The organism is Nocardia brasiliensis ATCC 700358 (genome assembly GCF_000250675.2).
GTDB classification, from domain to species: domain Bacteria; phylum Actinomycetota; class Actinomycetes; order Mycobacteriales; family Mycobacteriaceae; genus Nocardia; species Nocardia brasiliensis_B.
In genome coordinates, this window is sequence record NC_018681.1 from 3,168,888 (window position 1) to 3,191,769 (window position 22,882).

General features: G+C 67.8%; 16 protein-coding genes and 1 pseudogene. 2 read left to right on the forward strand and 15 right to left on the reverse strand.

The window, feature by feature from the left end; translation table 11 throughout:
- Positions 1 to 100 precede the first annotated feature (100 nt).
- Both O3I_RS42625 and O3I_RS14380 read left to right on the forward strand, forming a co-directional pair.
- Entirely contained in the window at positions 101 to 1,429 is a 1,329-nt protein-coding gene (locus O3I_RS42625; RefSeq protein WP_014983655.1) for a glycosyltransferase 87 family protein, read from the forward strand.
- Between the two features lie 72 nt (positions 1,430 to 1,501).
- Entirely contained in the window at positions 1,502 to 2,623 is a 1,122-nt protein-coding gene (locus O3I_RS14380) for an alpha/beta hydrolase family protein (RefSeq protein WP_141692307.1), read from the forward strand.
- Positions 2,624 to 3,377: 754 nt separating this feature from the next.
- On the opposite strand, the gene O3I_RS14385 is transcribed toward O3I_RS14380, so the two are convergent.
- The 15 genes and pseudogenes from O3I_RS14385 to O3I_RS14455 all read right to left on the reverse strand — a co-directional run bounded on the left by O3I_RS14385 (position 3,378) and on the right by O3I_RS14455 (position 22,768).
- Positions 3,378 to 4,751, reverse strand: a complete 1,374-nt coding sequence (locus tag O3I_RS14385; protein WP_014983657.1) for a serine hydrolase domain-containing protein — start codon at positions 4,749 to 4,751, stop codon at positions 3,378 to 3,380.
- Positions 4,752 to 4,986: 235 nt separating this feature from the next.
- Positions 4,987 to 5,634 (reverse strand): hypothetical protein, encoded by a 648-nt coding sequence (locus tag O3I_RS14390; protein WP_141692308.1) that lies wholly within the window; start codon positions 5,632 to 5,634, stop codon positions 4,987 to 4,989.
- A 922-nt stretch (positions 5,635 to 6,556) separates the two neighbouring features.
- Complete coding sequence (locus tag O3I_RS14395) at positions 6,557 to 7,447, reverse strand: hypothetical protein (protein ID WP_141692309.1); 891 nt, start codon at positions 7,445 to 7,447, stop codon at positions 6,557 to 6,559.
- A gap of 36 nt (positions 7,448 to 7,483) precedes the next feature.
- Entirely contained in the window at positions 7,484 to 8,245 is a 762-nt protein-coding gene (locus tag O3I_RS14400; protein ID WP_014983660.1) for a DUF4239 domain-containing protein, read from the reverse strand.
- 62 nt (positions 8,246 to 8,307) lie between these two features.
- A complete protein-coding gene (locus O3I_RS14405; RefSeq protein WP_014983661.1) occupies positions 8,308 to 9,378 on the reverse strand; it encodes a polyprenyl synthetase family protein in 1,071 nt (356 codons plus the stop codon).
- Positions 9,375 to 10,499, reverse strand: a complete 1,125-nt coding sequence (gene ispG / locus O3I_RS14410; protein ID WP_014983662.1) for a flavodoxin-dependent (E)-4-hydroxy-3-methylbut-2-enyl-diphosphate synthase — start codon at positions 10,497 to 10,499, stop codon at positions 9,375 to 9,377. The genes O3I_RS14405 and ispG overlap by 4 nt, the downstream gene beginning before the upstream one ends.
- Positions 10,500 to 10,504: 5 nt before the next feature.
- On the reverse strand, positions 10,505 to 11,476 hold the full coding sequence (gene ispH, locus O3I_RS14415; protein ID WP_014983663.1) for a 4-hydroxy-3-methylbut-2-enyl diphosphate reductase: 972 nt from the start codon (positions 11,474 to 11,476) through the stop codon (positions 10,505 to 10,507).
- A complete protein-coding gene (locus O3I_RS14420; protein ID WP_014983664.1) occupies positions 11,473 to 13,740 on the reverse strand; it encodes a terpene synthase family protein in 2,268 nt (755 codons plus the stop codon). Before O3I_RS14420 ends, ispH begins: the two co-directional genes overlap by 4 nt.
- A gap of 11 nt (positions 13,741 to 13,751) precedes the next feature.
- Positions 13,752 to 14,777 (reverse strand): polyprenyl synthetase family protein, encoded by a 1,026-nt coding sequence (locus O3I_RS14425; RefSeq protein WP_014983665.1) that lies wholly within the window; start codon positions 14,775 to 14,777, stop codon positions 13,752 to 13,754.
- A 78-nt stretch (positions 14,778 to 14,855) separates the two neighbouring features.
- Entirely contained in the window at positions 14,856 to 16,262 is a 1,407-nt protein-coding gene (locus O3I_RS14430) for a family 2B encapsulin nanocompartment shell protein (protein WP_041562611.1), read from the reverse strand.
- Positions 16,263 to 16,588: 326 nt separating this feature from the next.
- Positions 16,589 to 16,864, reverse strand: a pseudogene (locus O3I_RS14435) (aldehyde dehydrogenase family protein); the annotation flags it as partial.
- A gap of 359 nt (positions 16,865 to 17,223) precedes the next feature.
- The gene (locus tag O3I_RS14440) at positions 17,224 to 18,513 is read right to left on the reverse strand and encodes an aspartate aminotransferase family protein (protein WP_014983668.1); all 1,290 of its coding nucleotides are present in this window, start codon (positions 18,511 to 18,513) and stop codon (positions 17,224 to 17,226) included.
- The gene (locus O3I_RS14445; RefSeq protein WP_014983669.1) at positions 18,510 to 19,745 is read right to left on the reverse strand and encodes an MFS transporter; all 1,236 of its coding nucleotides are present in this window, start codon (positions 19,743 to 19,745) and stop codon (positions 18,510 to 18,512) included. Before O3I_RS14445 ends, O3I_RS14440 begins: the two co-directional genes overlap by 4 nt.
- A complete protein-coding gene (hemA, locus tag O3I_RS14450; protein WP_014983670.1) occupies positions 19,742 to 21,004 on the reverse strand; it encodes a 5-aminolevulinate synthase in 1,263 nt (420 codons plus the stop codon). The genes O3I_RS14445 and hemA overlap by 4 nt, the downstream gene beginning before the upstream one ends.
- A gap of 36 nt (positions 21,005 to 21,040) precedes the next feature.
- A complete protein-coding gene (locus tag O3I_RS14455) occupies positions 21,041 to 22,768 on the reverse strand; it encodes an acetolactate synthase catalytic subunit (protein ID WP_014983671.1) in 1,728 nt (575 codons plus the stop codon).
- Positions 22,769 to 22,882 lie beyond the last annotated feature (114 nt).

Below are 22,882 nucleotides of genomic sequence, written 5' to 3' on the forward strand. Positions count from 1 at the left end.
TGCCATAGCCGGGGCCGATGCTAGGATGACTTCACTTAGTTTAGCTAAGCATTTGCTGGTCTGCGTGTGTTGCCTCATCTGATGAAGGAAAAACAACTCCATGGCTGTCGTCCTGCACACGGAAGAACAGCGCGGTACCGGTGTGGTCGAGGTGGTGAAACCTCGTGCGCCACACGCATTCACGGTACTCGCCGCTGCGCTCGTTTTCGCCTGCTGCTCCGTCGGCGCCTGGCTGGCCTTCGTGCGGCCGAACTGGGATATGTACTGGCACCAGGTCGATCTCCAGGTCTACATGTGGGGCGGCTCGATGGCCGCGCTGCATCCCGAACTGCTGTACGACGGGCGTGGCCCGCTCGGCCTGCCCTTCCTCTATCCCGTCTTCGCCGCGTGGATCTGCGCGGAGCTGGCACGCTTCCCGATCAACTATGTCGGGACCGGCATTACGCTGCTGACGCTGGGTTCGCTCTGGGTAAGCATGTGGAGCGCCGGTCTGCTGCAGCAACGGCGACCCGGTGTCCGTTTGGTCGCGCTGGCGACCGCGGCGGCCGCCGCGGCGCTCTGGTTGGAACCGGTCCAGCAGACTCTGCAGTTCGGGCAGCTCAGCGTGCTGCTCATGGCGTTCGTGCTCGCCGACCTGGCGATTCCCAAGAATCGTTGGTATCGCGGCATTCTCATCGGCCTGGCGACGGGGCTGAAGCTGACCCCCGCCGTCTTCGTCGTCTACCTGCTCATCACCCGGCAGTACCGGGCGGCGGTCACCGCGTGCGCGGCCTTCGCCGCGACGGTCGCCATCGGGTTCTGGTACCGGCCCGCCCAGGCCTGGGAGTTCTGGACGACGACGATGACCTCGCAGAACCGCATCGGGTTCGCCTATGTGCAGAACCAATCGATCAACGGACTGTTCGGCCGATTGCAGTGGTCCACCTGGGACAACAGCACCGGCTCGCTGGTCTGCGCGGGACTGCTGGGGCTGGCGGGCATCGCCGCCGCCCGCCTCGCCTACCTGCGCGGTGACGAACTGCTCGGCGCGCTGCTCGCGGCCACCGTGATGCTGCTGGCCTCGCCGATCTCGTGGACGCACTACTGGGTCTGGATCGTGCCCGCGCTGCTGTGGATCGCGCACGCGCTGCGGCATCGTCGCCGTGCCGTGCGGATCGCGGTGCCCGCGCTGATCTATCTGTTCGCCTTCGCCTGGCCGATGCGCGTCGACCGGGTCGGCTGGTGGGATCCGGATCTGCCGCTGCTCCCGCAGGGACTGGTCTGGTACGTCCCGCAGACCAACGGGCGCGAATTCCATTGGACGCTCACACAATTCCTGCTCGGCGACTCGTACACCCTCCTTGCCGTCGCCGCCCTGCTCGCGGCGATCGTCTGGCTGTACCGGCCGCGTGGCGCCCGATCGCGGGTGGCGGACCAGGGCAGTGCGTAGTACGGCGGTACTGCGCGGGGTTCGCACCGTGGCGTGAGGACCATCGGCGCGGTGCTGGATAGCGTCGCGGATATGCGTTCACTGCTCGTGCTTCTGTTCGGTGTCGTCGTCACCGCGTCCGGCTGTACCGCGGCGACCGAATCAGCTGGGGGAGTGCGGAGTTCGGCGCTATCGATCTCATTCGGCGATTTCGTCGCCGAGGCGGAGCTGATGATCCCCGGCAAGGAGCCGGCGCCGTTGGTGGTGCTCGTCGGCGGTTCCGGGCCGGAGGACATGAACGGCGACGATGCGAGCGAAGGCGGCACCTCGCGCGGACACCTGTTCGCGGATATCGCGCGCTCCCTGGCCGATCAAGGTTTCGCGACGCTGCGCTACAACAAGCACTACGTGCACGGCATCGGCGACATCGACCCGCGCTTCGGCACCGAGCTCACGATGCCGCAGCTGGTGGCAGATGTGCGCAGCGCGGTCGAGGCCGGGGTACGCGATCCGCGGATCGACCCGGAACGGATCTACCTTCTCGGCTGGAGCGAAGGCACCACCGTGGTGGCCGCGGCCGCCCCCGAGCTGCCGAATGTACGCGGGGTGATACTGCTTGGGGTAGTAGGCATTCCGTGGCGGGACGGGCTGATCGCGCAGTGGGAGCGCGTGGTGATCCCCTACCTGCGCGACTACGCGGTCGACGGCTCGGTAGGCGTCGCGGAACTCGACCGCGCCTGGCGCGCCGACCCCGGAGTCGTCGTGCACGAGCTGCTCGGCCTGCTCGGTGCGGGCACACCGGCCATCGAACCGGCCTTCGACCCCGACGGCAACGGCAGGATCGACCTCGACACCGAACTATCCAACGCCGCAGTGGCTTTCATCGACACCCAACTCGACGGCCGCGCGTTCCGGATGTACGGCTCCGCGTCCACGCTGCCCGATGTCGCCGCACAGGCCGGTGCGCTGCGCGATATCTCAGTGCTCACCATGCACGGCGAGCACGACAGCAACGTCGCGGTAGCCGCGGCTCGGCAGGTCGATGCAGCGCTGGCCGCGCACGGCAGCCGCGACCACACACTTCTCACCTACCCCGATGCAGGCCACTCCCTCGGCGCCGCAAAGAATCTCGCCCACGACCCGATCGGCCCTATCCGCCCCCAGCCCCTCGCCGACCTCGCCCATTGGCTGCACACGCACGAACCCGCTGCGTAAGCGAGCTGGGCCGGCGCCCTTGGACCCGCCCTGAGGTGGCTGCCGTGCCGCGCGAGCATGCGGTCGCACAACGGATCTCGCGTGCAATCCGATCGCTCGATCCAGCAGGGGCCCCTCGCGAACCTCGCTTGTGCGCTGTGCGCACACGAATCGGCGCTACTACCCTCAGGCCTGCCCGCCGCGGCACGGATCACGCGAACGCGAGTTGGCTGGGGCGCACGACCGGTTGTGTGAGCGGGTTGGCACTTGGCTGGCTGCCGAAGGGGACGGCCCCAGTGTGGTGAACCTGCCGCGGGAGTTACATGGGCAGTGCTGAGCGCGTCGCGTGCCGTACCCGGCTTTAGGCGCACGTCAGGTACGCGGAGTGGGGTTTCGGCGTGGTCGTCTGGCCGTGGTTGCGGCTCGAGCGGTTTGGGAGTAGAGGGTGGGTGGTAAGCGGGCGGGCCGGGTGTGGACCAAGCGACAGATAGGTTGGAGCTCACAGAGGTCTCATACGGTTCACAGGGGTTGTAGCTGCTGTGAACCGTATGGAAAGTCTGTGAGCCCCAGATTCGCAGCGGTTGGCACCAGCGAAACACGCCGAGGGGAAACAACACCCGCTCGATACCGCTGATACTTGGCATCCACTGTCACTGCGACCGGGGAGCCGCGCGTCCGGAGTCCGGCCCCGACGCTCCGCGGCGCCGGACTCGCCGTCCACTGCCACCACGAGCAGGGAGCCGTGCTGGAGTCCGGCCCCAACGGCTCTGCGGCGCTAGTCTCGGACCCGCCAACCTGCTGGGTCGACGCCGCCGGGGATGGGGTCGGCAGGTTCGTAGGGGGCGCGGGTGAGGATGTAGCTGACGAGTTCGAGGCGTTGGGGGGTGCCGTCGGGGTCGCGGATGATGTCGAGGCGTTCGCCCGCGTAGTAGCCGTCGAGACCGGTCCAGGAGCCGTCGGGTTCGGGGCGGAAGCGGGATTCGCGGCCGCCGTGAGCGAGGGCGGTGAGTTCGAGGTGGCCGTCGGCGCGCAGGCGCAGGGCAAGGGAGGCGGTGCCCCAGTACCAGGTTCCGGTGAGCGCCAACAGGTTCGGATCGACTGCGGTGGCGGGGAGCCATTCTTCGGGCAGCGTGGGCTCGTGCTCGGCCAAGATGTCGAGCAGCCCGGTGGCCAGATTGCCGCGGATGCCGCCGTAGGTGGTGTTGCACAGGAACAGCACGCCTGTGCGGTCTTTGGGGTCGGCCCAGACGGTGGAGATGAAACCGGGCATGGCTCCGGTGTGCCCGGCGAGCCTGCGACCGTGGTGGCGCTGCAACTGGAAGCCGAGTCCGTAGCCGGAGTTCCACTCGTCGCCGTCCTCGACCGTGGCGGGGGCGCGCATCTCCTCGAGCGTGTCGGCGGCGAGCACGTCGCCGGTGTCGCCGCCGACAAATGCCGCCCAGCGCGCCAGATCGCGCACCGTGGACCACAGTTGGCCGGCCGCGCCCATCGCACCGTTGTCGTGGGACGGCTCGGCCAGCACCACGTCGGCCCACGGGTGCACGGCCGCGCCGGTGCCGTGCGGGGCCACGGGCGCGGCGGTGGTGCGGTCCATGCCCAGCGGGGCCAGCACTTCGGCGCGCAACGCCTCGAACCAGCTCTGCCCGCGCAACCGGGCGACCAGTTCACCCAGCGCGGCGAAGCCGACGTTCGAGTAGTGGAACCGCCGGCCGGCGCGATGCAGCAGCGCCTTGCTGCCCGCGTCGACGTCCAAGCTGTCCGCGAGTTCGACCCATTGCGGCCCCGCGGTGCGCTCCCACCAGTCGCCGGGCGATTCGGCGCGCAGCCCCGCAGTGTGCGAAAGCAGTTGCGCCACAGTACGATCCCCGACCGGCGCGCCGGGCACATGCTTCGCCACCGGATCGGCCAGGTCGAGCTTGCCCTCGTCGCGCAACCGCAGCACCATGGTCGCCACCATCGACTTCGTGATCGAGCCGATGCGATACTGGGTGTCGGTGGTCGGCGCGCTCGCACCGACCCGCCCTCTAGCCCCCGACCACACCAGTTGCCCGTCTCGCACCACGGCGGCGATCAGCGAGGGCACCCGGTACTCGGCCTGCTCGACGGCAACCCGATGCAGCAACGCCCGCTCGGTCGATGGCAACAGCATCTGCGACTTCCCTTCACACGCTCGGTAAATCGGACCGACCGACCGGGCGCGGACACTCCGCGTGATCCGTACCCTGGTCGGCCGACCTCAGGGTAACGCCGGAGGTGCCATCGCAGCCCAGTCACGCAGCGGGGTTCGTGCGCGCGCAACCAACGCACGAGGTCGGCGTGATCCCCGCCCCGGTAAGCACCCTAGGGACAGCGCCGCAACAAGCCCAAACGCAATCGCCGGTTGCTCAACGGAACCGGTAAATCCTGTCCACCTGCATCTGGTCGGCATCGAACTTCCACCGCTCAGTTTCCCCGGACTCCGTCACGGCCTCGATCATTGTGTCGCCGGTGAACGAGACGTGCTGTGGGCAGACATCTTCGTTCCACACTGTGTCCTGTCTGCTGAACAGCCAACCGCGTTCGCGAAGCAGGACGCGGCAACCGGGAGGGTGGTTGTAGATCTTGTGCAACTCGGTGACGAGTTCGTGGCGCCCGTCCGAATTCACCGCGACCGCTACGACCTCGCTGTCCTCGGCGGCGAATGAAGTTGCGAACATCGAAACGGACCACACCGGAACCATCGCGACCCCCAACACGATGGCGACGACCAACGATGGTGGTTTGATCCGCCCTGGCTCGCGCCGTCCGGCCAGGCCCGGTAGGGCGAGGAGCAGCACAGCGATCGTCCAGCACGCCGCTGGCCCCCACACCGGGATCCAGTCGAAGCGATAGAACCGGGAGGATTGCAGCCATGCGGGCACTGCGGCCACGCCGACCACGAAAAGTGCTGCAACGGTGCATATCCACGCGATCCGCCAGCTGCGAGGTCTCCGGTCGGCGCCGCCGCGCCCCGAATCTGGTGCGGCCATCGTCGGATTCGCCGTGTCGGTCAACCGGTTCCCCCTCACGCGACGAACGTCCGACTCGGTCGGCTCGAACAGAGCGCCAGTCTAGTCGACACCGGCGCAGCGCGAAGCTGCTGACCACGCGCCAGTACCGGCCAAGGCCACAGCCGCGGGGTGCCGCTCCGGCCCCACTCCCGCATCAGTGGTGTGGTCGGGTTCGGTTGGGGTTTCTTGCGTTTGGGCTTGTTGGCTGGCTGCCGAAGTGTGACCGGCCTGGTTTGTGTACCTGCCGCGGGAGTTACGTGGATGATGCTGAGCGCGTTAGGTGGGGTTCCCGGCTGTAGGTGCAGGTCAGGTGCGCGGTGTCGGGTTCCGGCGTGGTCATCTGGCGGTGGTGCTGTTCTCGAGCGTTTCCTTGACGAGGTATCAGCGGTATCGAGCGGGTGTCGTTGCTCCTCGGCGTGTTTCGCCGGTGCCAATCGCTGTGAATCTGGGACTCACAGACTTTCCATACGGTTCACAGCAGCTACAACCCCTGTGAACCGTATGAAAACTCTGTGAGCTCCAACCTATCTGACGCTTGGTCCACACCTGCCCTGGCTTCCGCCGCGACCAACCACGCACTTCCGGCGCAACCGCACCACTACAACAGATCCGCACCACCGCCCCGCCGCTTGGTCCGCACTCACTCGGCCCGCTTCCCACCACCGCCACGCCGCCAGGTCCGCTCCCACCCGCCCGCTTCCCACCCACCCTCTTCTCCCAAGCCGCCCTCGACGCAACCACAGTCAGACGACCACGCCGGAACCCGACACCGCGCACCTGACCTGCACCTACAGCCGGGTACGGCACACGACGCGCCCAGCACCATCCATGTAACGCCCGCGGCAGGCACACCACACTGGGCAAGTCACACTTCGGCAGCCAGCCGACAAGCCCAAACGCAAGAAACCCCAACAAAACCCGGCATCTACTCGTGCTTGTGTCTGCGAATGTAGGTGGCACCGGTGCGGACGGTGCCGATGACGACGACCAGCATCACCGTGACGAGTTGCAGCATGTTCCATGCGACGGGGTCGCTGGTGGGTGGGACCGCTTGACGTTGGGTTAAAGGCGGGATGGTGACCGGCTGCTGGCGGGGGACGGGCGGGGATATCGGTGGGGCTTCGAGGATGTCGGGAAACTCGGTCGGCAGAATCGGGCCCGCGACGGCCGGTGGGGTGAGTTCCAGGGGGAGGCCGGGAAACGGCGGCAACTCCGGTGGCCAGAGCAGGCAGGCCAGCCCGCTGCCGGTCATGGCGCTACCTACCGCCGCGCTGCCCACAGCGCTGCCGGGCCCGGACAAGCTGGAGCCGAGGGCGTGACCGCTGCCGGTGAGAATGCCGGCCACGATCAACGACAGGCCCACCACGGCGCTGCCCGCGCACGCGGTTCGCACCGTGTCGGAATCCAGATCCGGTGGGGCGAGCGGATTCTCGGCGACCGGAGGTGCCGTAGCAGGTTCCGGAAGTGCGAGTTCCACGCCGGCGGCGGGTTCGATGCCGCTACCCGCAGCTTCCGTGCCGGCACCGCCCTGTCCAGCACTGCCGCTATGCACCGAACCCCCGACCGGTGCCGGCTCGAGGCTCAATTCACCACCGACGGAAGCACTTCCGGTCACGATGCCGTCGGGGCCCGCATTGTCCGAGCCGGTCCCGGACGACGCACTGCCCGTGACGATCTCGCCGAGCGGCGGCCAGGTGTCGGTGTTGGGGTCAGCGGACACCACGGGGTGTCCGGTCAGCAGGACGAAGACCACCGGGACTACCGCGAGTCCCCTTGCGGTCCTGCGGGTTCGAATTCCATCGGGATCCAGCGACATGGGCAGACATCCATCTTTCGTGGCGGTCCGGGGCCGCTAGGTGATGTGCTGGAAGCGGGCCAGCGCCAACTCGAAAGCGTCCTTGGAGACGACGTTTCCGCCCGCGAATGGCCGGTCGAGCCGGTAGATCGCCAGGATCGCGGCGCCGATCACCACCCCCAGCAGCGCCGTCATCGCCACGCTGCGCGCGCTCACCTCGACGCCCGCCAGCACCGAACTGCACAGCAGCAGGATCGTGCCGAACCACAAAGCGCCGTAGAGGAATCCGGGCATGCCCAGCTGCGCGTCCAGCGCGCGGTCGTGCCGTGCCTGGCCCACCGCATCCAGCGACGCCAACGCGATCTCGCGCTGATCGGTGACCGCGGAATCCTCGGACTCGACCGCGAGCACGGTATCGCGCAGAGTGTCGAGGATGTCCTGGGTGCCTTGATCGAGACGACGGTCCCGGTCCATCACCGCCCATTCGGTGGTGACCACCTGTTCGGTGTATTCGCGCACCAGTCTTTGGATTTCGCTGTGCGCCGGCTCGGGCATGGCGTGCGCCGCCGAGTACACGTCGACCAGCGATTTCGATTCGGCGACGGTGTGATTGTGTGCGTTGTCGAACTGCTGCCAGCAGATCACCACCACGAACGCGGCGACCGCCATGAACAGCGTGCTGATCAGCTCCAGCGTCACCGACCCGGAGTCCCCGTTCTCCGGCTTGCGCCACACCAGCGCGCGCAATCGCGCGCCGACGACGAACACGAGTACCGCGATCACTCCGACGGCGAGCGGCACGCCAATCTCTTCGATCATGATTCGGCTCCGATTGTCCTGTGCACCAACGGTGCACGGCGTCTTCTGGGCGTGACCCGTCCCTATCCGGTGCGGGCGATGGCGTCGTCCGCGAGGTGCTGCAAGGTCCGGATCACCGCGAGCGGGATCGGTGCCTGCTCGAGCGCCTGATGCGCCTGCTCGGACCTGGTGCGGATCATGCCCTCGACGCGCGCCAGCGCTGTCGCGCCGAGGATTTCGCGACATTCGGCAGCCCGTTGCTCGTCCAGCAACGGATCGCCGAGCATCGCGGACAACCGTTCGGACTGTTCGGCGTCCGCGTGCGTGAACGCCAGCGCGACCAGCGCGGTGTGCTTGCCCTCGCGCAGATCCTCGATATTGGATTTGCCGGTCCGCGCCGGATCGCCGTAGACGCCGAGCAGATCGTCCCGGAGCTGGAACGCCTCCCCGAGCGGCCGGGCGTACGCGGCGAGCGCTGCGGGGATACCGGGCGCGGGGTCGGCGAGCAGCGCGCCCAGGACCAGCGGACGTTCGCAGGTGTAGGACGCCGTCTTGTACCGGATGATGTCGAGCGCGCGGTCGAGGTCGCCGGACGGGCACGCGGTGGTGAGCAGATCGAGATACTGTCCGTACATCACGTCGGCGCGCATCCCGTCGAGCACCTCGAGCGCGGTGCGTAGTTGCCGCGCGGTCAGTCGCGCGGTGTGCAGCAACTCCGCGGACCACACCATGGCGAGATCGCCGAGGACGATCGCGGCGTGCCTGCCGAATCGTTCCGGATCGCGGCGCTCGGGATGCCGCGCGGTGAGCGCGCGGTGCACCGTGGGGTGATCGCGGCGGGTGTCGCTGTTGTCGATGATGTCGTCGTGGATCAGCACCGCCGCGTGGAACAGTTCGAGCGCGGCCGCGACCTGGATCACCGGCTGCGGCACCGGTGTCGTGCCGTGCGCGGCATGCCAGCCGAGTACGCAGAGCAGCGGGCGAATCCGCTTGCCGCCCGCGAACAGGAACGCGCGCAGCGTGTCGGTGATCTCCCCGGGCAGCGTCGGATCGGCGCTCGCCTTGCCGCGCAGGAATCGGTCCAGCACGCCGTCGACTCTGATCCGGGTCGCGGCCAGATCGACGGGTGCCTGCTCGACCCGGGTGGTCGTCATGAGATCCCTTCCGCCGGTGTGTGTGCGAGGTGCTGGGTGAGCGCGACCGCCTCGGCCACCAGCGTTTCGACGATCTGACTCTCCGGAACCGTGCGAATGACCTTGCCCCGCACGAAGATCTGCCCTTTCCCGTTGCCGGAGGAGACGCCGAGGTCGGCCTCGCGCGCCTCGCCCGGCCCGTTCACGACGCAACCCATCACCGCGACGCGCAGCGGGTGCGGGAAGCCGTCGAACGCCGCCTCCACCTCGGCGGCCAGCCGATGGATATCGACCTGCAATCGGCCGCAGCCCGGGCAGGAGACGATCTCTAGCTTGCGCGGCCGCAGCCCGAGCGATTGCAGGATGTGACAGCCCGCCTTCACCTGCTCGACCGGCGGCGCGGAGATCGAGACGCGGATGGTGTCGCCGATCCCTTCGCCGAGCAGGATCGCGAAGGCGACCGCCGATTTGATGGTGCCCTGGAACAGCGGCCCCGCTTCGGTGACCCCGAGGTGCAGCGGATAGTCGCAGCGTTGTGCGAGTAGCCGATTCGCCGCGATCATGGTGCGCGGATCGTGGTGTTTGACCGCGATCTTGAGATCGGTGAACCCGTGCTCCTCGAACAGCGCCGCCTCGTGCAGCGCGGATTCCGCGAGCGCGGCGGCGGTCGCTGAGCCGTGTTTGGCGAGCACTCGCGGGTCCAGCGAGCCCGCGTTCACGCCGACCCGGATCGGAATGCCCGCCGCGCTCGCGGCGGCGGCGATCTCACCGACCCGATCGTCGAATTGCTTGATATTGCCGGGATTCACCCGCACCGCGGCACAACCCGCATCGATCGCGGCGAAGACGTAGCGCGGCTGGAAATGGATGTCGGCGATCACCGGCAGCGGCGAGCGGGCGACGATGGCGGGCAGCGCGGCCGCGTCGTCGGGGGTGGGCACGGCGACCCGGACGATATCGCAGCCCGCCGCCGTCACGGCCGCGATCTGCTGCAGGGTGGCGTCGACATCCGCGGTGCGCGTAGTGGTCATGGTCTGCACGGAGACGGGCGCGCCGCCGCCGACCGGGACGCTGCCGATGTTCAGCCGGCGGCTGCGCGCACGCGTGCGCACGGTGGGCAGGCCGAGTTCCTCGATGGTCATGGCTGTCACTCCGGCACGGTGAGATGGCGGACGGTGGCGGGCACGGCGAAGACGAGATCCTCGGTCGCGGTGACGTTTTCCTGCACCGTGACCGGCCCCCACGCGCACAGCGCCGCGATCACCGCGGTGACCAGTGCGGCCGGGGCGGACGCACCGGCGGACAGGCCGATCGTCGTCGCGGTGGTGAGCCATTCGGACGAGATCTCCGAAGCGTCCTCGATGAGATAGGCGGGGACGCCCCGGCGGCGGGCCACGTCGACCATGCGCTGCGAATTGGACGAGTTGGCCGAGCCGACGACGAGCACCAGGTCGCTGCGTTCGGCGACCGCCTCCACCGCGTGCTGGCGATTGGTGCTCGCGTAGCAGATATCGGCTGCGGCCGGGCCGTGCAGCTGCGGGAACCGTTGGCGCAGTGCGTCGATCGTCTTTTGCGTCTCCTCGACCGACAGCGTGGTCTGGGTCAGATAGGCGACCTTGCTCTCGTCCGGCACCTGCAGCGCCGCAGCCTGTTCGGGGCTCTCGATCACCACCGTGGAGCCGGGGGACTCACCCGCGGTGCCCTCGACCTCCTCGTGGTCCGCGTGCCCGATCAGCACGATGGTGTACCCGCGTGCCGCGAAACGCCTTGCCTCGGCGTGCACCTTGGTGACCAGCGGACAGGTCGCGTCGACTACCCGGAGATCACGCCGCGCGGCCTGGGCGCGCACGGCGGGCGAGACGCCGTGCGCGGAGAACACGACGGTCGCGCCGAGCGGCACTTCGTCCAGGTCATCCACGAAAACTGCGCCACGCGTGGTCAATTCGGCGACAACGTGGGTGTTGTGCACGATCTGCTTGCGCACATAGACCGGCCCCTGCCGATCGGGCGCGGCGAGCAGCCGTTCGACAGTGTCGATGGCCCGATCGACGCCGGCGCAGAACGACCGTGGCGCGGCAAGCAGTATCGTCCTGGGCCGCCAGCAACTCGCGGTTGTCATGGCGTCACCTGCAATGCTCGATCGAATCGGGCGGCACTGGTGCCGAGGCCGCTCGGTCGTAGATAGCCCGGGTCGGGCCGGGCCTCCTCGGCTGCCTCGGTCAGAGCCGCTGCCCCGTAACGCTGTTCGAGGTGCTGCTCCTGATAGCGGAGCGATGCGGCATGCCAGTTCAGGATTCCGGCCATCCAGTCCTGGAGTTCCACCGCGCGCCGGTCGATGGCGGCGCGCACCTCGGGGGCGAGGTCGTATTCCTCGTACAGGGCCGGCAATTCGCTGTCGACGATCCGCTCGAACTGGTGCAGTCGCGCGGTCAAGAGCTCGTGCACCGCTGTGACGGCGGCCTCCGTCTCGCAGTCGAGGAAGTTCCGCAGCACCCGTACGGCGTTGTGGAAGTCGCCCTCGTACCGGGTTTCCTTGTGATACGAGTACAGATCGTTCAGCAGCGTGCAGACGTCGGTCGCGGTGTGCTCCAGATCCGCGAGGGTCTGCGTGCGATAGACCTCGGGCGCGATGAGTTCCGCGCGCGAGATCCGAGCCAGCGCGATCGTGAGATCAGCGCCGAAAGTGCGCCTGCGCATCTCCACGTAATCGACCGGATCGGGCATCCGGTTGGTGATGTCGTTGACTACTTCCCATTCCGACGCATCGAGGAAAACCTCGACCGCTCGGCGCAATTCAGCTCTCTGGTCGTCGGGCAGGTTCGCCGTGGTGCGGGCCCACAGCGCCGCGAGTCCGCGCTCCATCGCGTTGCTCGCGGGTGTCGGCGCGGCTTCGTCGGCGGGCATGCACGCACGCAGCCGGGCGCTTTGGGCCTTTGCTCCGGCGAGGTCTTTGCGCTGCGCGAAAACCTGTGGGTAGTAGTCGTCCACGAAGGTGCCCCAGGCCAGCCACGAGGCCGACATCTCCACTTCCGCGAGGGTCGCATCGGGGTCGATGCCCGCTGAGCACAGTGCGAAGTCGAACTCCGCCAAATCTTCCGGGCGCCAGAGCGGGCGCCCGCCGAACTCGGGCAGCGGGTCGTGGAAGCCGATCCGCGCGCCCCAGGCGAGCAGACTCGCGCGTGCGCCCGCCAGATGCGGACTCAGCTGGAGCTGATACGGCATCGGGATCTCGGGAAACTCGATCGGTTCGGCCAATTCCTGCCGCGGGTGCAGGAAGCTGCGCAGGCGGCCCGGCTCCAGCACCACGGTGGGGGAGAACAGATACACCGCGGCACTGCCGAGGCCGGCGGGTTTGAACAGCCTGCGCAGCGGATCACCGTCCGCGGCCGGGCCCTTGTTCATGTACCGGCTCGACCGCATGTGCCATTCGTGGCCGCCGGATTGCCAGTCCTGCAAGCCTTTCGAGTACGCCAGCACGGCGGCCTGATCCTCCGGGCCGACGGCCCGCTCGGCGAACAGCACGGGCAGCTCGGTGACCGCGGTGTGCTCGAACTGTTGCAGGCGGGAGGTCAGCAGGTTGTTCACGACCTCGGCGCTCTGCTGGGTCTCGTAGCCGAAGAACTGTTCCACCACCAGGATTCCGTTGGCGTTCTCGCCTTCCTGCCGTACCTCCCGCTCATAGGAGAAGATGTCGTTGCGCAGATGCACGGCGTCGGCGAAGGTGTCTCGCAACACTTCCAGCGGCCGGGTGGTGGCCAGCTCGGCCGGGATCTGTGCGCCGACGGCGTGCTCGACCAGGTTCGCCGACCACGGCGCGCCGCCGACTTTGCGGCGCATCTCGATGTATTCGATCGGGTTCGCGATCCGGCCCTCGGCGATGTTGGCCAGTTCCCACCGCGATTCCTCCAGCAGCGCGGTGGTGGTCGCGGCGAACCGAGTCCGCCAATCCATCGACATCGCGGGTACTGTGCGCACCCACAGGTCGGCCAGGCCGCGCTCGACCGGGTTGGTCGGCTCCGGCAGGGGGCCGCCGGCCAGCGGCATGAAATCCCGCAGCCGATCCAGGTATTCCTTGGCGCCCTTGGTGTCTCGGGTACGTTTGAACAATTCGAGGAAGTGGTCGTCGAAATAGAACACCCACACGTACCAGTCGGTGATGAGATCCAGTTCCCGGCTGTCGCAGTCGGGGTGGGTGTACGCGCACAGCAGACCGTAGTCGTGCCGTTCGAGATCGGACTCGCTCCAGATATGGTGTCCCGCCGCATCTTCGAAGAAGCCCATCGACTCGGCCCACACTCGGGTGTGCGCGCGGGCGGAGTCGACGTGCGGGTTGAGCCGGGCCGGATACGGCATGTAGAAATCGGGGAGTTCGAAGGGCTGCACGTCGCTTCCTTTCAGCGGTCTCGATGGGAAACCAGGTGCGCCAACGCCATCAGGTCCGCGGCGGCGGCCGGGTCGGCCAGGGCCGCGATCGCGGCCCGCATCCGGCGCTCGGCCAGCTGCTGGGTCCAGCGCCTGCCGCCGGCCGATTCGACCAGCGCCGCGGCCTTGGCGGTGTCCATCGCCGCGGTGGCCGGGGAGGGGCGGTACATGCGCGCCAGCTCGGCGGCCGCCGCGGTGCCCGAACCGAGTGCCGAGACCACCGGGAGCGACATGCTGTGGCGGGCAAGGTCGCTCGCCGGTTTCCCGGTGATCGCCGGGTCACCCCAGATGCCGATCAGATCGTCGACGAACTGGAAGGCCATCCCCAGTTCGCGGCCGAACGTCTCCATCGCCGCCACCGTCGTCCGATCGGCCTGCGCGCACAGCGCGCCGAGCACGCAGGCGCACCCCATGAGGGCGCCGGTCTTGCCCATGACCATGCGGGTGTATTCGTCCAACCCCGCGCGTTCACCCGCCCCCAAACGACAGTCCTCGTGCTGGCCACGGCACATCTCGATAATCGCCATTTCGAGTGCGGCGAGCGCCGCCGTTGCCGTGGCCCCGGGTAGTCCGGCCACCAGAACCCGTGCCGCGAGGGCGTGTAGTGCGTCGCCGAGCAGGATCGCATCGGCACTGCCCCACATCTTCCAGACGGCCGGCCGCCCACGCCTGACTTCGTCGGCATCCATGACGTCGTCGTGCAGGAGCGTGAAGTTGTGCACGAGTTCCACCGCGGCGGCCGCGGCCAGCGCGGCGTGCGCGGTGCTGCCGCACGCGACCGCCGTGCAGACCGTGAGCGCGGGCCGCAGGGCCTTTCCGACGGGCTGCGGCGTCGGGTTGCCGTCGGCGTCCCACCAGCCGAAGTGATAGCCGCCCATGTGATCCAGCGGTTCGGGCAGGGTGCCCACCGCTTCGCGCAGCAGTGGTTCACACAGCCCGCGGACATTCGTCAGAATCTCCGTGGCCGTGCGACCCGCCGCCGACGTGCTCTCGACCATCGGTCCACCCACCTCCCCTATCGGGTCGTGACGCGGGGGACGGCTGGTCCACCCGCCGGGAACGGTGTTGCGCGGCGGTCAGTCGGTGGGCCGGGCGACCAGGACGTTGTCCAGCGCGCCGAGTGCGTCGGGCACCAGCACGGCGGCGGAGTAGTAGCAGCTGACCAGGTAGGAGATGATCGACTGGTCGTCGATGCCCTTGAACCGGACGTTCAGGCTGGGTTCGTATTCGTCCGGCAGCCCGGTCTGGTGCAGGCCGATGACACCTTGGTCCTTTTCGCCGGTGCGCATGGCCAGGATCGAGGTGGTCGCGGTATCGCTGACCGGAATCTTGCTGCACGGGAAGATAGGGACGCCGCGCCAGGCCGGGACGCGGTGGCCGTCCACGTCGACGGGGTCGGGGTACAGGCCGCGTTTGCTGCATTCGCGCCCGAACGCGGCGATGGCTTTCGGGTGGGCGAGAAAGAGTTTGGTGCTGCGGCGCATGCTGAGCAGTTCGTCCATGTCGTCCGGGGTGGGCGGACCGGACTCGGTGTAGATGCGCTGTTTGAGATCGCAGTTGTGCAGCAGGCCGAAGTCGGCATTGTTGAGCAGATCGTATTCGCGGCGTTCGTAGAGCGCCTCGATGGTGAGCCGCAACTGCTGCTGGGTCTGGTTCATCGGGTCGTTGAACAGGTCGGCGACCCTGGTGTGCACCCGCAGCACGCTCTGCGCCAGGCTCAGCTCGTATTCACGGGGGCTTGCGTCGTAATCGACGAAGGTGCCGAGCAATTCGGGCTCACCGCTGTGCCCGGACGAGATCTCGATCGCGGCCTCGCCCTGCTTGTTCTGCGGCCGCGACGAGGCGTCGGCGACCCGGGTGAGGTGCTCGCGCAGCGCGGGCGCGTTGTCGAGTATTTCCTCCAACGCCGGCCGGCTCAGCACGAGCATCGTGGTTTTGGTTTGCGTCTTGACGGTGACCGGCCAAATGGCGGACGAGTCGGTGAGGCTCTGATCGCCGAAGAAATTTCCACCGGCCAGCATACCGAGGAGTGTGTTTTCACCGTATTCGCCGGAGCCGAGCTTGCTCAATTTTCCGTGCACGATCAGCATGACCTGATTCATCGGATTGCCGAATTCGGCTACCACGCTGCCGGGTTCGAATTCGCGCTGTTCGAACCGGCGGGCCAGTGCGCGCAGCACGTCCTCATCGGTGAAATCGTGCAGTGCGGGCAGTTCACACAGTTCCAGCGGGATCACCTTCGCGGTGGAGCCATCCACGGCGAACTCGACCTCGCCGTTGCCCACGGTGTGCGTGAGGCGCCGGTTGACCCGGTATACACCGCCGTTGACCTGCGTCCATGGCAGCATGCGGGTGAGCCAGCGGGAGGTGATCCCCTGCATCTGGGGTTCGGACTTTGTGGTGGTCGACAACTGGTGTGCGGCAGTGGTACTGAGGCTCCTGCGCACAGTAGTCTCGGTATGTGCGGACATTTCCATTGTCATGGCTGATCCTCACCTAGAAATTTTCCCGGGACGTTCGATTGTGGAGCGTTCGTGTCCTCGGATTATTCACAACGGACCGGCGACCGGCGTGCGAGCCGGTCACGAACTGGGTTTGAACACAGGTGAATGTGGTTACCCGACAGCGTGTTTCGAACAGCTCAGATCGTATGCCCGCTAACTCCCCGCGCGCAGCAGAATTATCAATATTTACCTTTTAATTAGGATGGTAACGACACGAATTCAATTGGGCAACAAGGAATAACGGTATGTTGCCCAGTCGGTGAAAGTGCGGCGAATGGCTCGCGCGTGGGTTATATTCCCCGCGGTTACGGCAGCGCGAGGTAGGCGGTTTCGAGGTACTCCTCGATGCCTTCGGTACCCGCTTCCCGGCCGAGGCCGGATGCCTCGACGCCGCTGAACGGCGCGGCCACATCGGAGACGACGCCGCGATTGACACCGGCCATGTCGGCGTCGAGACGCTCGGCGATGCGCAGCGCACGATCCACGTCGGCGGTGTAAAGGTATGCGGCCAAAACATATTCGGTGTCATCGGCGTCGGCGATCGCGGCGTCCTCGTCGGCGAATCCGGTGATCGCGGCGACCTGGTCATCACCAACGCGCAGGCGTTACGTTGTGCGATCGCGAGTTCCCAAGCGTGGCGCAGGATCTCGGCCTGCTCGCGCGATGGTGTCCGGGCCTATCCGACTTAGGCTGCGGCGGCCGCCTCGAGCCCCGTCGGCGGCTGTGGCGTCGGCGGCCTCGAGCAGGGTCGCGCCGGTGGCCGGGTTGTCGACGGGAAAGGTGCGGCCGTCGCTCGCCTGCTCCTCGACGCCGCCGATTCAGGGGCCGTCGGCAGCTCGGCGAGCGGGTCGGGTACACCGCGCATGGTCGGGTACTCCCGGTTCTCAGCGGTGCGTTGCCCGAAACCGGCTGATCGACAGCCGGTTTCGGGCGCCGGATATCAGGGGCGACGCTCCTCCGCCACCGCCGCCAGCGTCTTGTCCAGGCGCTCCACCAGTTCTTCGATGATCCCCGGGGAGCTGTTCAACGGTGGTGCGACGAGCACCGAGTCGGTCGTCTCGCCGATGCCCGCCGAGCAGAGCACGAGCCCATTTTCCTTGGCGGCGGCCACGATTCGCTTGTTCGTGTCCACCGACTGCCCGGGCCGGACATGCAGCGCGCGCATCAGGCCGATGCCCGATTGGTCGGAGAGCAACTCCGGATAGTGCCCGCACAGCTTGGTCAGCTCGGCGCCGAGCAGTGCGCCGGCCGCAGCGGCATTGTCCAGCAGTGACTCGTCTTCGAGCACGCTGAGCACCGCGTTGGCCGCCGCGCAGGCGAGGGGATTCGCGGACATGGTGTGGCCCAGCGCGATCGGGCCGAGCGGTTCGGCGATCGCGGTGGTCACCGTGCTGGAGACCATGGTCACCGCCAGGCTCGTGTAGCCGCCGGTGACACCCTTGCCCGAGGTGAGGATGTCGGGGGCGATATTGGCATGGTCGCAGGCCCACCATTTTCCGGTGCGCCCGAAGCCGGACATGACCTCGTCCGCGATGAGCACGATGCCGTTGTTCTGCGTCTCCCGGCGCAGCCAGTGCATCGTCTCCACGTCGATCGGGGCCGCGCCGGACGAAGCGCCGCCGAGCGGTTCGATGACGATCGCCGCGACCTTCGACGGCCCGACGCCGAGAATGGCCTGCGCCCACTCCTCGTGGGTCGCCCGGCGCCGTCCGGGCTTGGGGCGCACCAGCACTCGGTTCGTGCCGGTGGTGCCGAGCAAGGCCTCGACCGAGGCGTCGCGCTTGTTCGGGCTACCGGTGATGGACAGCGCGGCCGCCGTCATCCCGTGATAGCTCGGCTCTTCGGACAGGATCACGGTGCGCTGGGTATCGCCGCGCCGATGCTGGCAGGCGAAGGCCAGCCGCAGTGCGCACTCGTTGGCCTCGGAACCGGAGTTGCTGTACTCGATGGCGGCGGTGCCCGCGGGCGCGATGGCGAGCAGCCGCTCGGTGAGCTGGCGGGCGGGTTCGTTGCGGAACTGCGTGCGATGCACGAAAGTCAGTTGCTGGAGCTGGTTTTCAACGGCGCGCAGCACGGTGGGATGGGCGTGCCCGACATTGACGTTGAGCACCCCGGAGGAGCCGTCGAGATAGTCTTTTCCGTCGGCATCGTAGATGTAGGGGCCCAGGGCCCACGCGGCAACGGGGAGGGCGGCCCGGTTCGGGGCCACCGCTGCGGAGGCGGGAATCATGCTGGCTGACGTTCCTTTCGAAGGAGTGCGAGCAGGGCGGCCGACACCACGGCCGCGATGAGGCCGAGCACCGCGGTGCATCCGGCGAAGATCGCGCCGCCGACCGTGAGGGCGCCCAGCAGGGTGGTGCCGATGGCGATGCCCGCGTTCATCATCGAGTTGTTCCACGCGACGACGGAGGCGCGCTGGGTCGGGTCGGCGGAGGACAGGTAGGCCTGCTGACTGGAGTAGAAGGCCCCGCCGAAGACGCACCACAGGGTCAAGGCGACCAGCGCGACGACCACCTGGTGACTGGTCAACGCGACCACGGCACAGGGGATGAACGCCACCGCGGCGAGTACGGAAACCCATACACCGCTGACCCCGCGCCGGTGCAGCCGATCGAGAATCGTTCCGGCACTGAGTGATCCGATCAGCGACCCGGCGCCGACGAGCAGGCCGACCAAGCCCAGCTCACCTAGGCTGAAGCCGAAGCGTTGAGAGTAGATCACCCCGACGAAGGTGTAGGCGCCGAGCCGGGCGGCCTGCAGGAACAGAGTGGCGATGAGCCCCAAGCTGATTCGGGGCCGGCGCCAGGGCGCGAGCAGCGCGCGGAAGCCGCGCGACTGCCCGGTGACCGGCACGTGCTCGAGCCGGACGTACAGCACCGCGGACGTCACGATCATCAGCAGGCCGACGGCCAGGAACGGCCACCGCCAGCTGGTGAGCGCGGCGAGCGCCGCGCCGAGCGGGACGCCGAGGACCTGCCCGAGCGAATACACGCTCGCGCCCAGGGAGATCACCCGCCCGCGCTGGTGCTGCGGCGTGCGCTCGGCGAGGTAGGCCCAGATCGCGGGCGCGGCGATCGCGGCGCCGAGGCCGGTGATGCCGCGGCCCGCGACCAGCATGGTCAGCGAACCCGCCACGGCGCAGGCGAGATTGCCGAGCATGAACACCAGCGAGCCGAGCAGGATCGACCAGCGCCGCGGGTAGCGGTCGGCGAGGATGCCGAACGGCGGCCCGGCGACGGCGTAGACGAGGACGTAGGCGGTGACGATGGTGGCCGTAGCGGCCACCGAGGCGTGCAGCGACTCGGCGATATCCGGCAGCATCGGTGCGACCAGATACATCTCCGCGCCCATCAGGAAGAACGCCGCATACAGGAGGACGTGCTGAGCCCACGGCGTTGTGGGCTCAGCGTCCGCCTCCGGATGCAGGTTCCGGAGTCGGGTGGGCCGCGTCTCGACGGTCATACCGAGACCTTCTCCAGCGTGTCGAGGGCGGCGATCGGCCGGGCCGGGCGGCGGGGCAGGTTCAGCTGCGACCAGACGGAATCGATGATCTCGGCGAACTTGTGTACCGCGGCGGGGCTGTGCACCGGTGAGGGGTTGATCCGCAGGCGTTCGGTGCCGCGCGCGACCGAAGGGAAGTTGATCGGTTGCGCGTATTGGTGGTGTTCTTCGAGCAAGATGTCGGCCAGTTGTTTGCATTTGTGCGGATCGCCTACGAGAACGGGAACGATGTGACTTTCGGTGGACACCAACGGAATCTGGGCGTCCATCAGCAAGCCCTGCAGCAGCTGGGCACGGTGGTACAGCAGGATGCGCTCGTTGTCGGACTCGCGCAGGTGCCGCACGCTGGCCAGCGCGGCGGCCGCGAGGGCGGGCGGCATGGCGAGGGTGAAGATGAACGCGGGCGCGAAACTGCGCACCGCGTCGAGGATCGCCGCCGGACCGGTCAGGTAGCCGCCGAGCGTGCCGTAGCCCTTGGCGAAGGTGCCCATCAGCAGGTCGACCTGGTCCGCACAGCCCATCTGTGCCGCCATGCCCGAGCCCTCGGGACCGTACATGCCGACCGAATGCGCCTCGTCGACGTACACCAGTGCGCCGTGTTTCTTTGCCACGGCACATAATTCGGGCATCGGCGCGATATCGCCGTCCATCGAGTAGATGGATTCGAACGCGACCACCTTGGGCCGGTCCGGCTCGGCGGCGGCGAGCAGCTCGTCGAGATGAGCGGGATCGTTGTGCCGGAAGATCTGCCGCTCGGCCCGCGAGGCGCGCATGCCGAGAATCATCGACGCGTGGTTCTGCTCGTCGGAGAAGAAGATCACCCCGGGCAGGTGCTTGCCGAGCACCCCGAGCACGGCGTCGTTGACCGCGTACCCGGTGATGAACGTCAGGCCGGCTTCTTTCCGATGTAGTTGTGCCACTTCCCGTTCCAGCAGGATGTGGGTGTGGTTGTTGCCGGAGATGTTGCGCGACCCGCCGGCCGCGACACCGGAGCGATTGATCGAGCGGTGCATGGCCTCGACGACTTTCGGGAACTGACCCATGCCGAGGTGATCGTTGCTGCACCACACCGTGATCTCGCGCAGGCCGTCCCGATGATGGTGCACCGCTTGGGGAAACCGCCCGGCCAGGCGTTCGATTTCCACAAAGGTCCGGTACTGGCCCGAGGACCGGATGTCGTCGATCTTTCTCTCGAAATGGGCTGTGTAGTCGAAAGCCATGGGAATCTCCGTTGTCTCGAAGGTGTTGCGTTTTCTTCAGTGGGACTGTTGATGCGCGAGGTGAGTCGTCAACGCCTGGGCGGTATCCCAGCCCGTGATGGGTGGGTAGGCGTCGGGATCGGTGAAGACGTCCAGCACGGTGGTCGTCGGGTCGACGATCGCCTTGGACAGGGCCTCACGCAGTTCCACGTCGTTGTGGATGGTTTGACCGCGTGCGCCGCACGCGGTCGCGATTTGGGCGTGATCGACGTGACCCAGTTCGACGGCCGAGGTCGGCCTGCCGAACTGGACGATCTCGGCGTGCTTCTGGAAGCCGAGGATGGCGTTGTTCAGCACCACGACCACGACGTCGAGGTTCTCCCGCACCGCGGTCTCGAGCTCGGACCAGCAGTGCGCGAATCCACCGTCGCCGACCACGCACAGCACGGGCGCGGACGGCCGCGCGGCCTTGGCGCCGAGTGCCAGCGGCAGCCCCCAGCCGAGCCCGGCCATGCCGCGCGGCAGCAGGAAGCGCTGGCTGTGCGTGGTGGCGCGGATGTAGTTCGCCACCCAGATGGAGGAGTAGCTGGCGTCGGCGACCACGATGGCGTCGTCCGGCAGCAGGGCGCTGATCTCGTCCGCGATGCGTTCCGGGCGCAGCGGCTCGCTGGTCGCGGTGCGCACGGCGGCGGTCGCGGTCTCGAACGCGGCCCGTGACCGGGCGATCTGCGTGGTGACCGCGGTGCGGCTCGCGCTCCGTTCGCTCAGGTCGAGCTCGCGCAGAGCCGCGGTGAGATCATCGAGGCCCGCGCGCACGTCACCGACCAGGCGCAGCGACGGGTAGTTGCGCCCGATCTCGGCCGGATCGATATCGAGGTGGATGAACGTGGCGTCGTCCGGGAACAGGGTCCAGCCGTCGGTGCCGTTCTCGTTGGTGCGCGACCCCGCGAACAGCACCACGTCGACACCGGCGATCCAATCCCGCATCCCGTGCGAAACCCCGTGTGGGCCCATGTAATTGCCGATCACGCCGACACTGAGATCGGCGGTGTCCGGGAGCGCGCCCTTGCCCATCGGCGTGGTCGCGACGGGCAGCGCGGCCAGTTCGCTCAACCGGGCCAGCGCCGCACCCGCGTCGGAGGCGATCGTGCCGCCACCGGCGACCACGAGCGGGCGCCGGGCCCGAGCCAGCAGTTCGGCCGCGGCGCGGACGGCGTCCGCGGGCGGGCGGATCCGGTCGAGCGGGAACTCGGGCGGTCCCGGGTAGTGGCTCGTCGGCATCGGGGGAGCGGGCTGATCGAGGATGTCCTTCGGCAGCATCAGGACGGCGGGCCCGGGTCGGCCGCTGGTCGCCGCGCGGAAGGCGGCGTCGAGGTACTCGTGCACCCGATCCGGATCGTCGAGGCGGTCGAACCACTTGGCGCAGCCGGAGAACAGACTTTGGTGATCAATTTCCTGAAACGCATTTTTGTTGCGAATCGGACTCGGCACATCCTGGATGAACGCGACCACCGGAATGGACACCTTGGCGGCCTCGGTCAGCGGCGGGACGAGAAGCGTTGCGGCGGGACCGTTCTGCGCTACGACGACCGAGCAATGTCGCGATATCCGAGCGAATCCGTCGGCCATCGTGCCCCCCGCGTTCTCGGTGCGATAGACGATCTGACGGATGCCGAGATCCTCGGCGGCCAAAACCAGCAGCGAGGGCAGGCTCTGCCCGAAGAATTCGGCTATTCCCCTGGCGCGCAGACTCTCGGCTATGGCGGTGGCGACTGTCGTAGGCATCGGAACACCTTTTCGCGGTAGCGGGCGTGGACTGATCGGTAGCTACAGTCTTGGGCCACGGAGACCGGCCGGTCCAATACGTTTTTACTTCCGATTGATAAGGTCTACTTATCT

What these genes read in the sequence shown, in the direction of transcription:
- O3I_RS42625 (WP_014983655.1), top strand. Translation starts at nt 101, where the DNA reads ATGGCTGTCGTCCTGCACACGGAAGAACAGCGCGGTACCGGTGTGGTC.
- O3I_RS14380 (WP_141692307.1), top strand. Translation starts at nt 1,502, where the DNA reads ATGCGTTCACTGCTCGTGCTTCTGTTCGGTGTCGTCGTCACCGCGTCC.
- O3I_RS14385 (WP_014983657.1), bottom strand. Translation starts at nt 4,751, where the DNA reads ATGCTGTTGCCATCGACCGAGCGGGCGTTGCTGCATCGGGTTGCCGTC.
- O3I_RS14395 (WP_141692309.1), bottom strand. Translation starts at nt 7,447, where the DNA reads ATGTCGCTGGATCCCGATGGAATTCGAACCCGCAGGACCGCAAGGGGA.
- O3I_RS14400 (WP_014983660.1), bottom strand. Translation starts at nt 8,245, where the DNA reads ATGATCGAAGAGATTGGCGTGCCGCTCGCCGTCGGAGTGATCGCGGTA.
- O3I_RS14405 (WP_014983661.1), bottom strand. Translation starts at nt 9,378, where the DNA reads ATGACGACCACCCGGGTCGAGCAGGCACCCGTCGATCTGGCCGCGACC.
- ispG (WP_014983662.1), bottom strand. Translation starts at nt 10,499, where the DNA reads ATGACCATCGAGGAACTCGGCCTGCCCACCGTGCGCACGCGTGCGCGC.
- ispH (WP_014983663.1), bottom strand. Translation starts at nt 11,476, where the DNA reads ATGACAACCGCGAGTTGCTGGCGGCCCAGGACGATACTGCTTGCCGCG.
- O3I_RS14425 (WP_014983665.1), bottom strand. Translation starts at nt 14,777, where the DNA reads ATGGTCGAGAGCACGTCGGCGGCGGGTCGCACGGCCACGGAGATTCTG.
- O3I_RS14430 (WP_041562611.1), bottom strand. Translation starts at nt 16,262, where the DNA reads ATGACAATGGAAATGTCCGCACATACCGAGACTACTGTGCGCAGGAGC.
- O3I_RS14440 (WP_014983668.1), bottom strand. Translation starts at nt 18,513, where the DNA reads ATGATTCCCGCCTCCGCAGCGGTGGCCCCGAACCGGGCCGCCCTCCCC.
- O3I_RS14445 (WP_014983669.1), bottom strand. Translation starts at nt 19,745, where the DNA reads ATGACCGTCGAGACGCGGCCCACCCGACTCCGGAACCTGCATCCGGAG.
- hemA (WP_014983670.1), bottom strand. Translation starts at nt 21,004, where the DNA reads ATGGCTTTCGACTACACAGCCCATTTCGAGAGAAAGATCGACGACATC.
- O3I_RS14455 (WP_014983671.1), bottom strand. Translation starts at nt 22,768, where the DNA reads ATGCCTACGACAGTCGCCACCGCCATAGCCGAGAGTCTGCGCGCCAGG.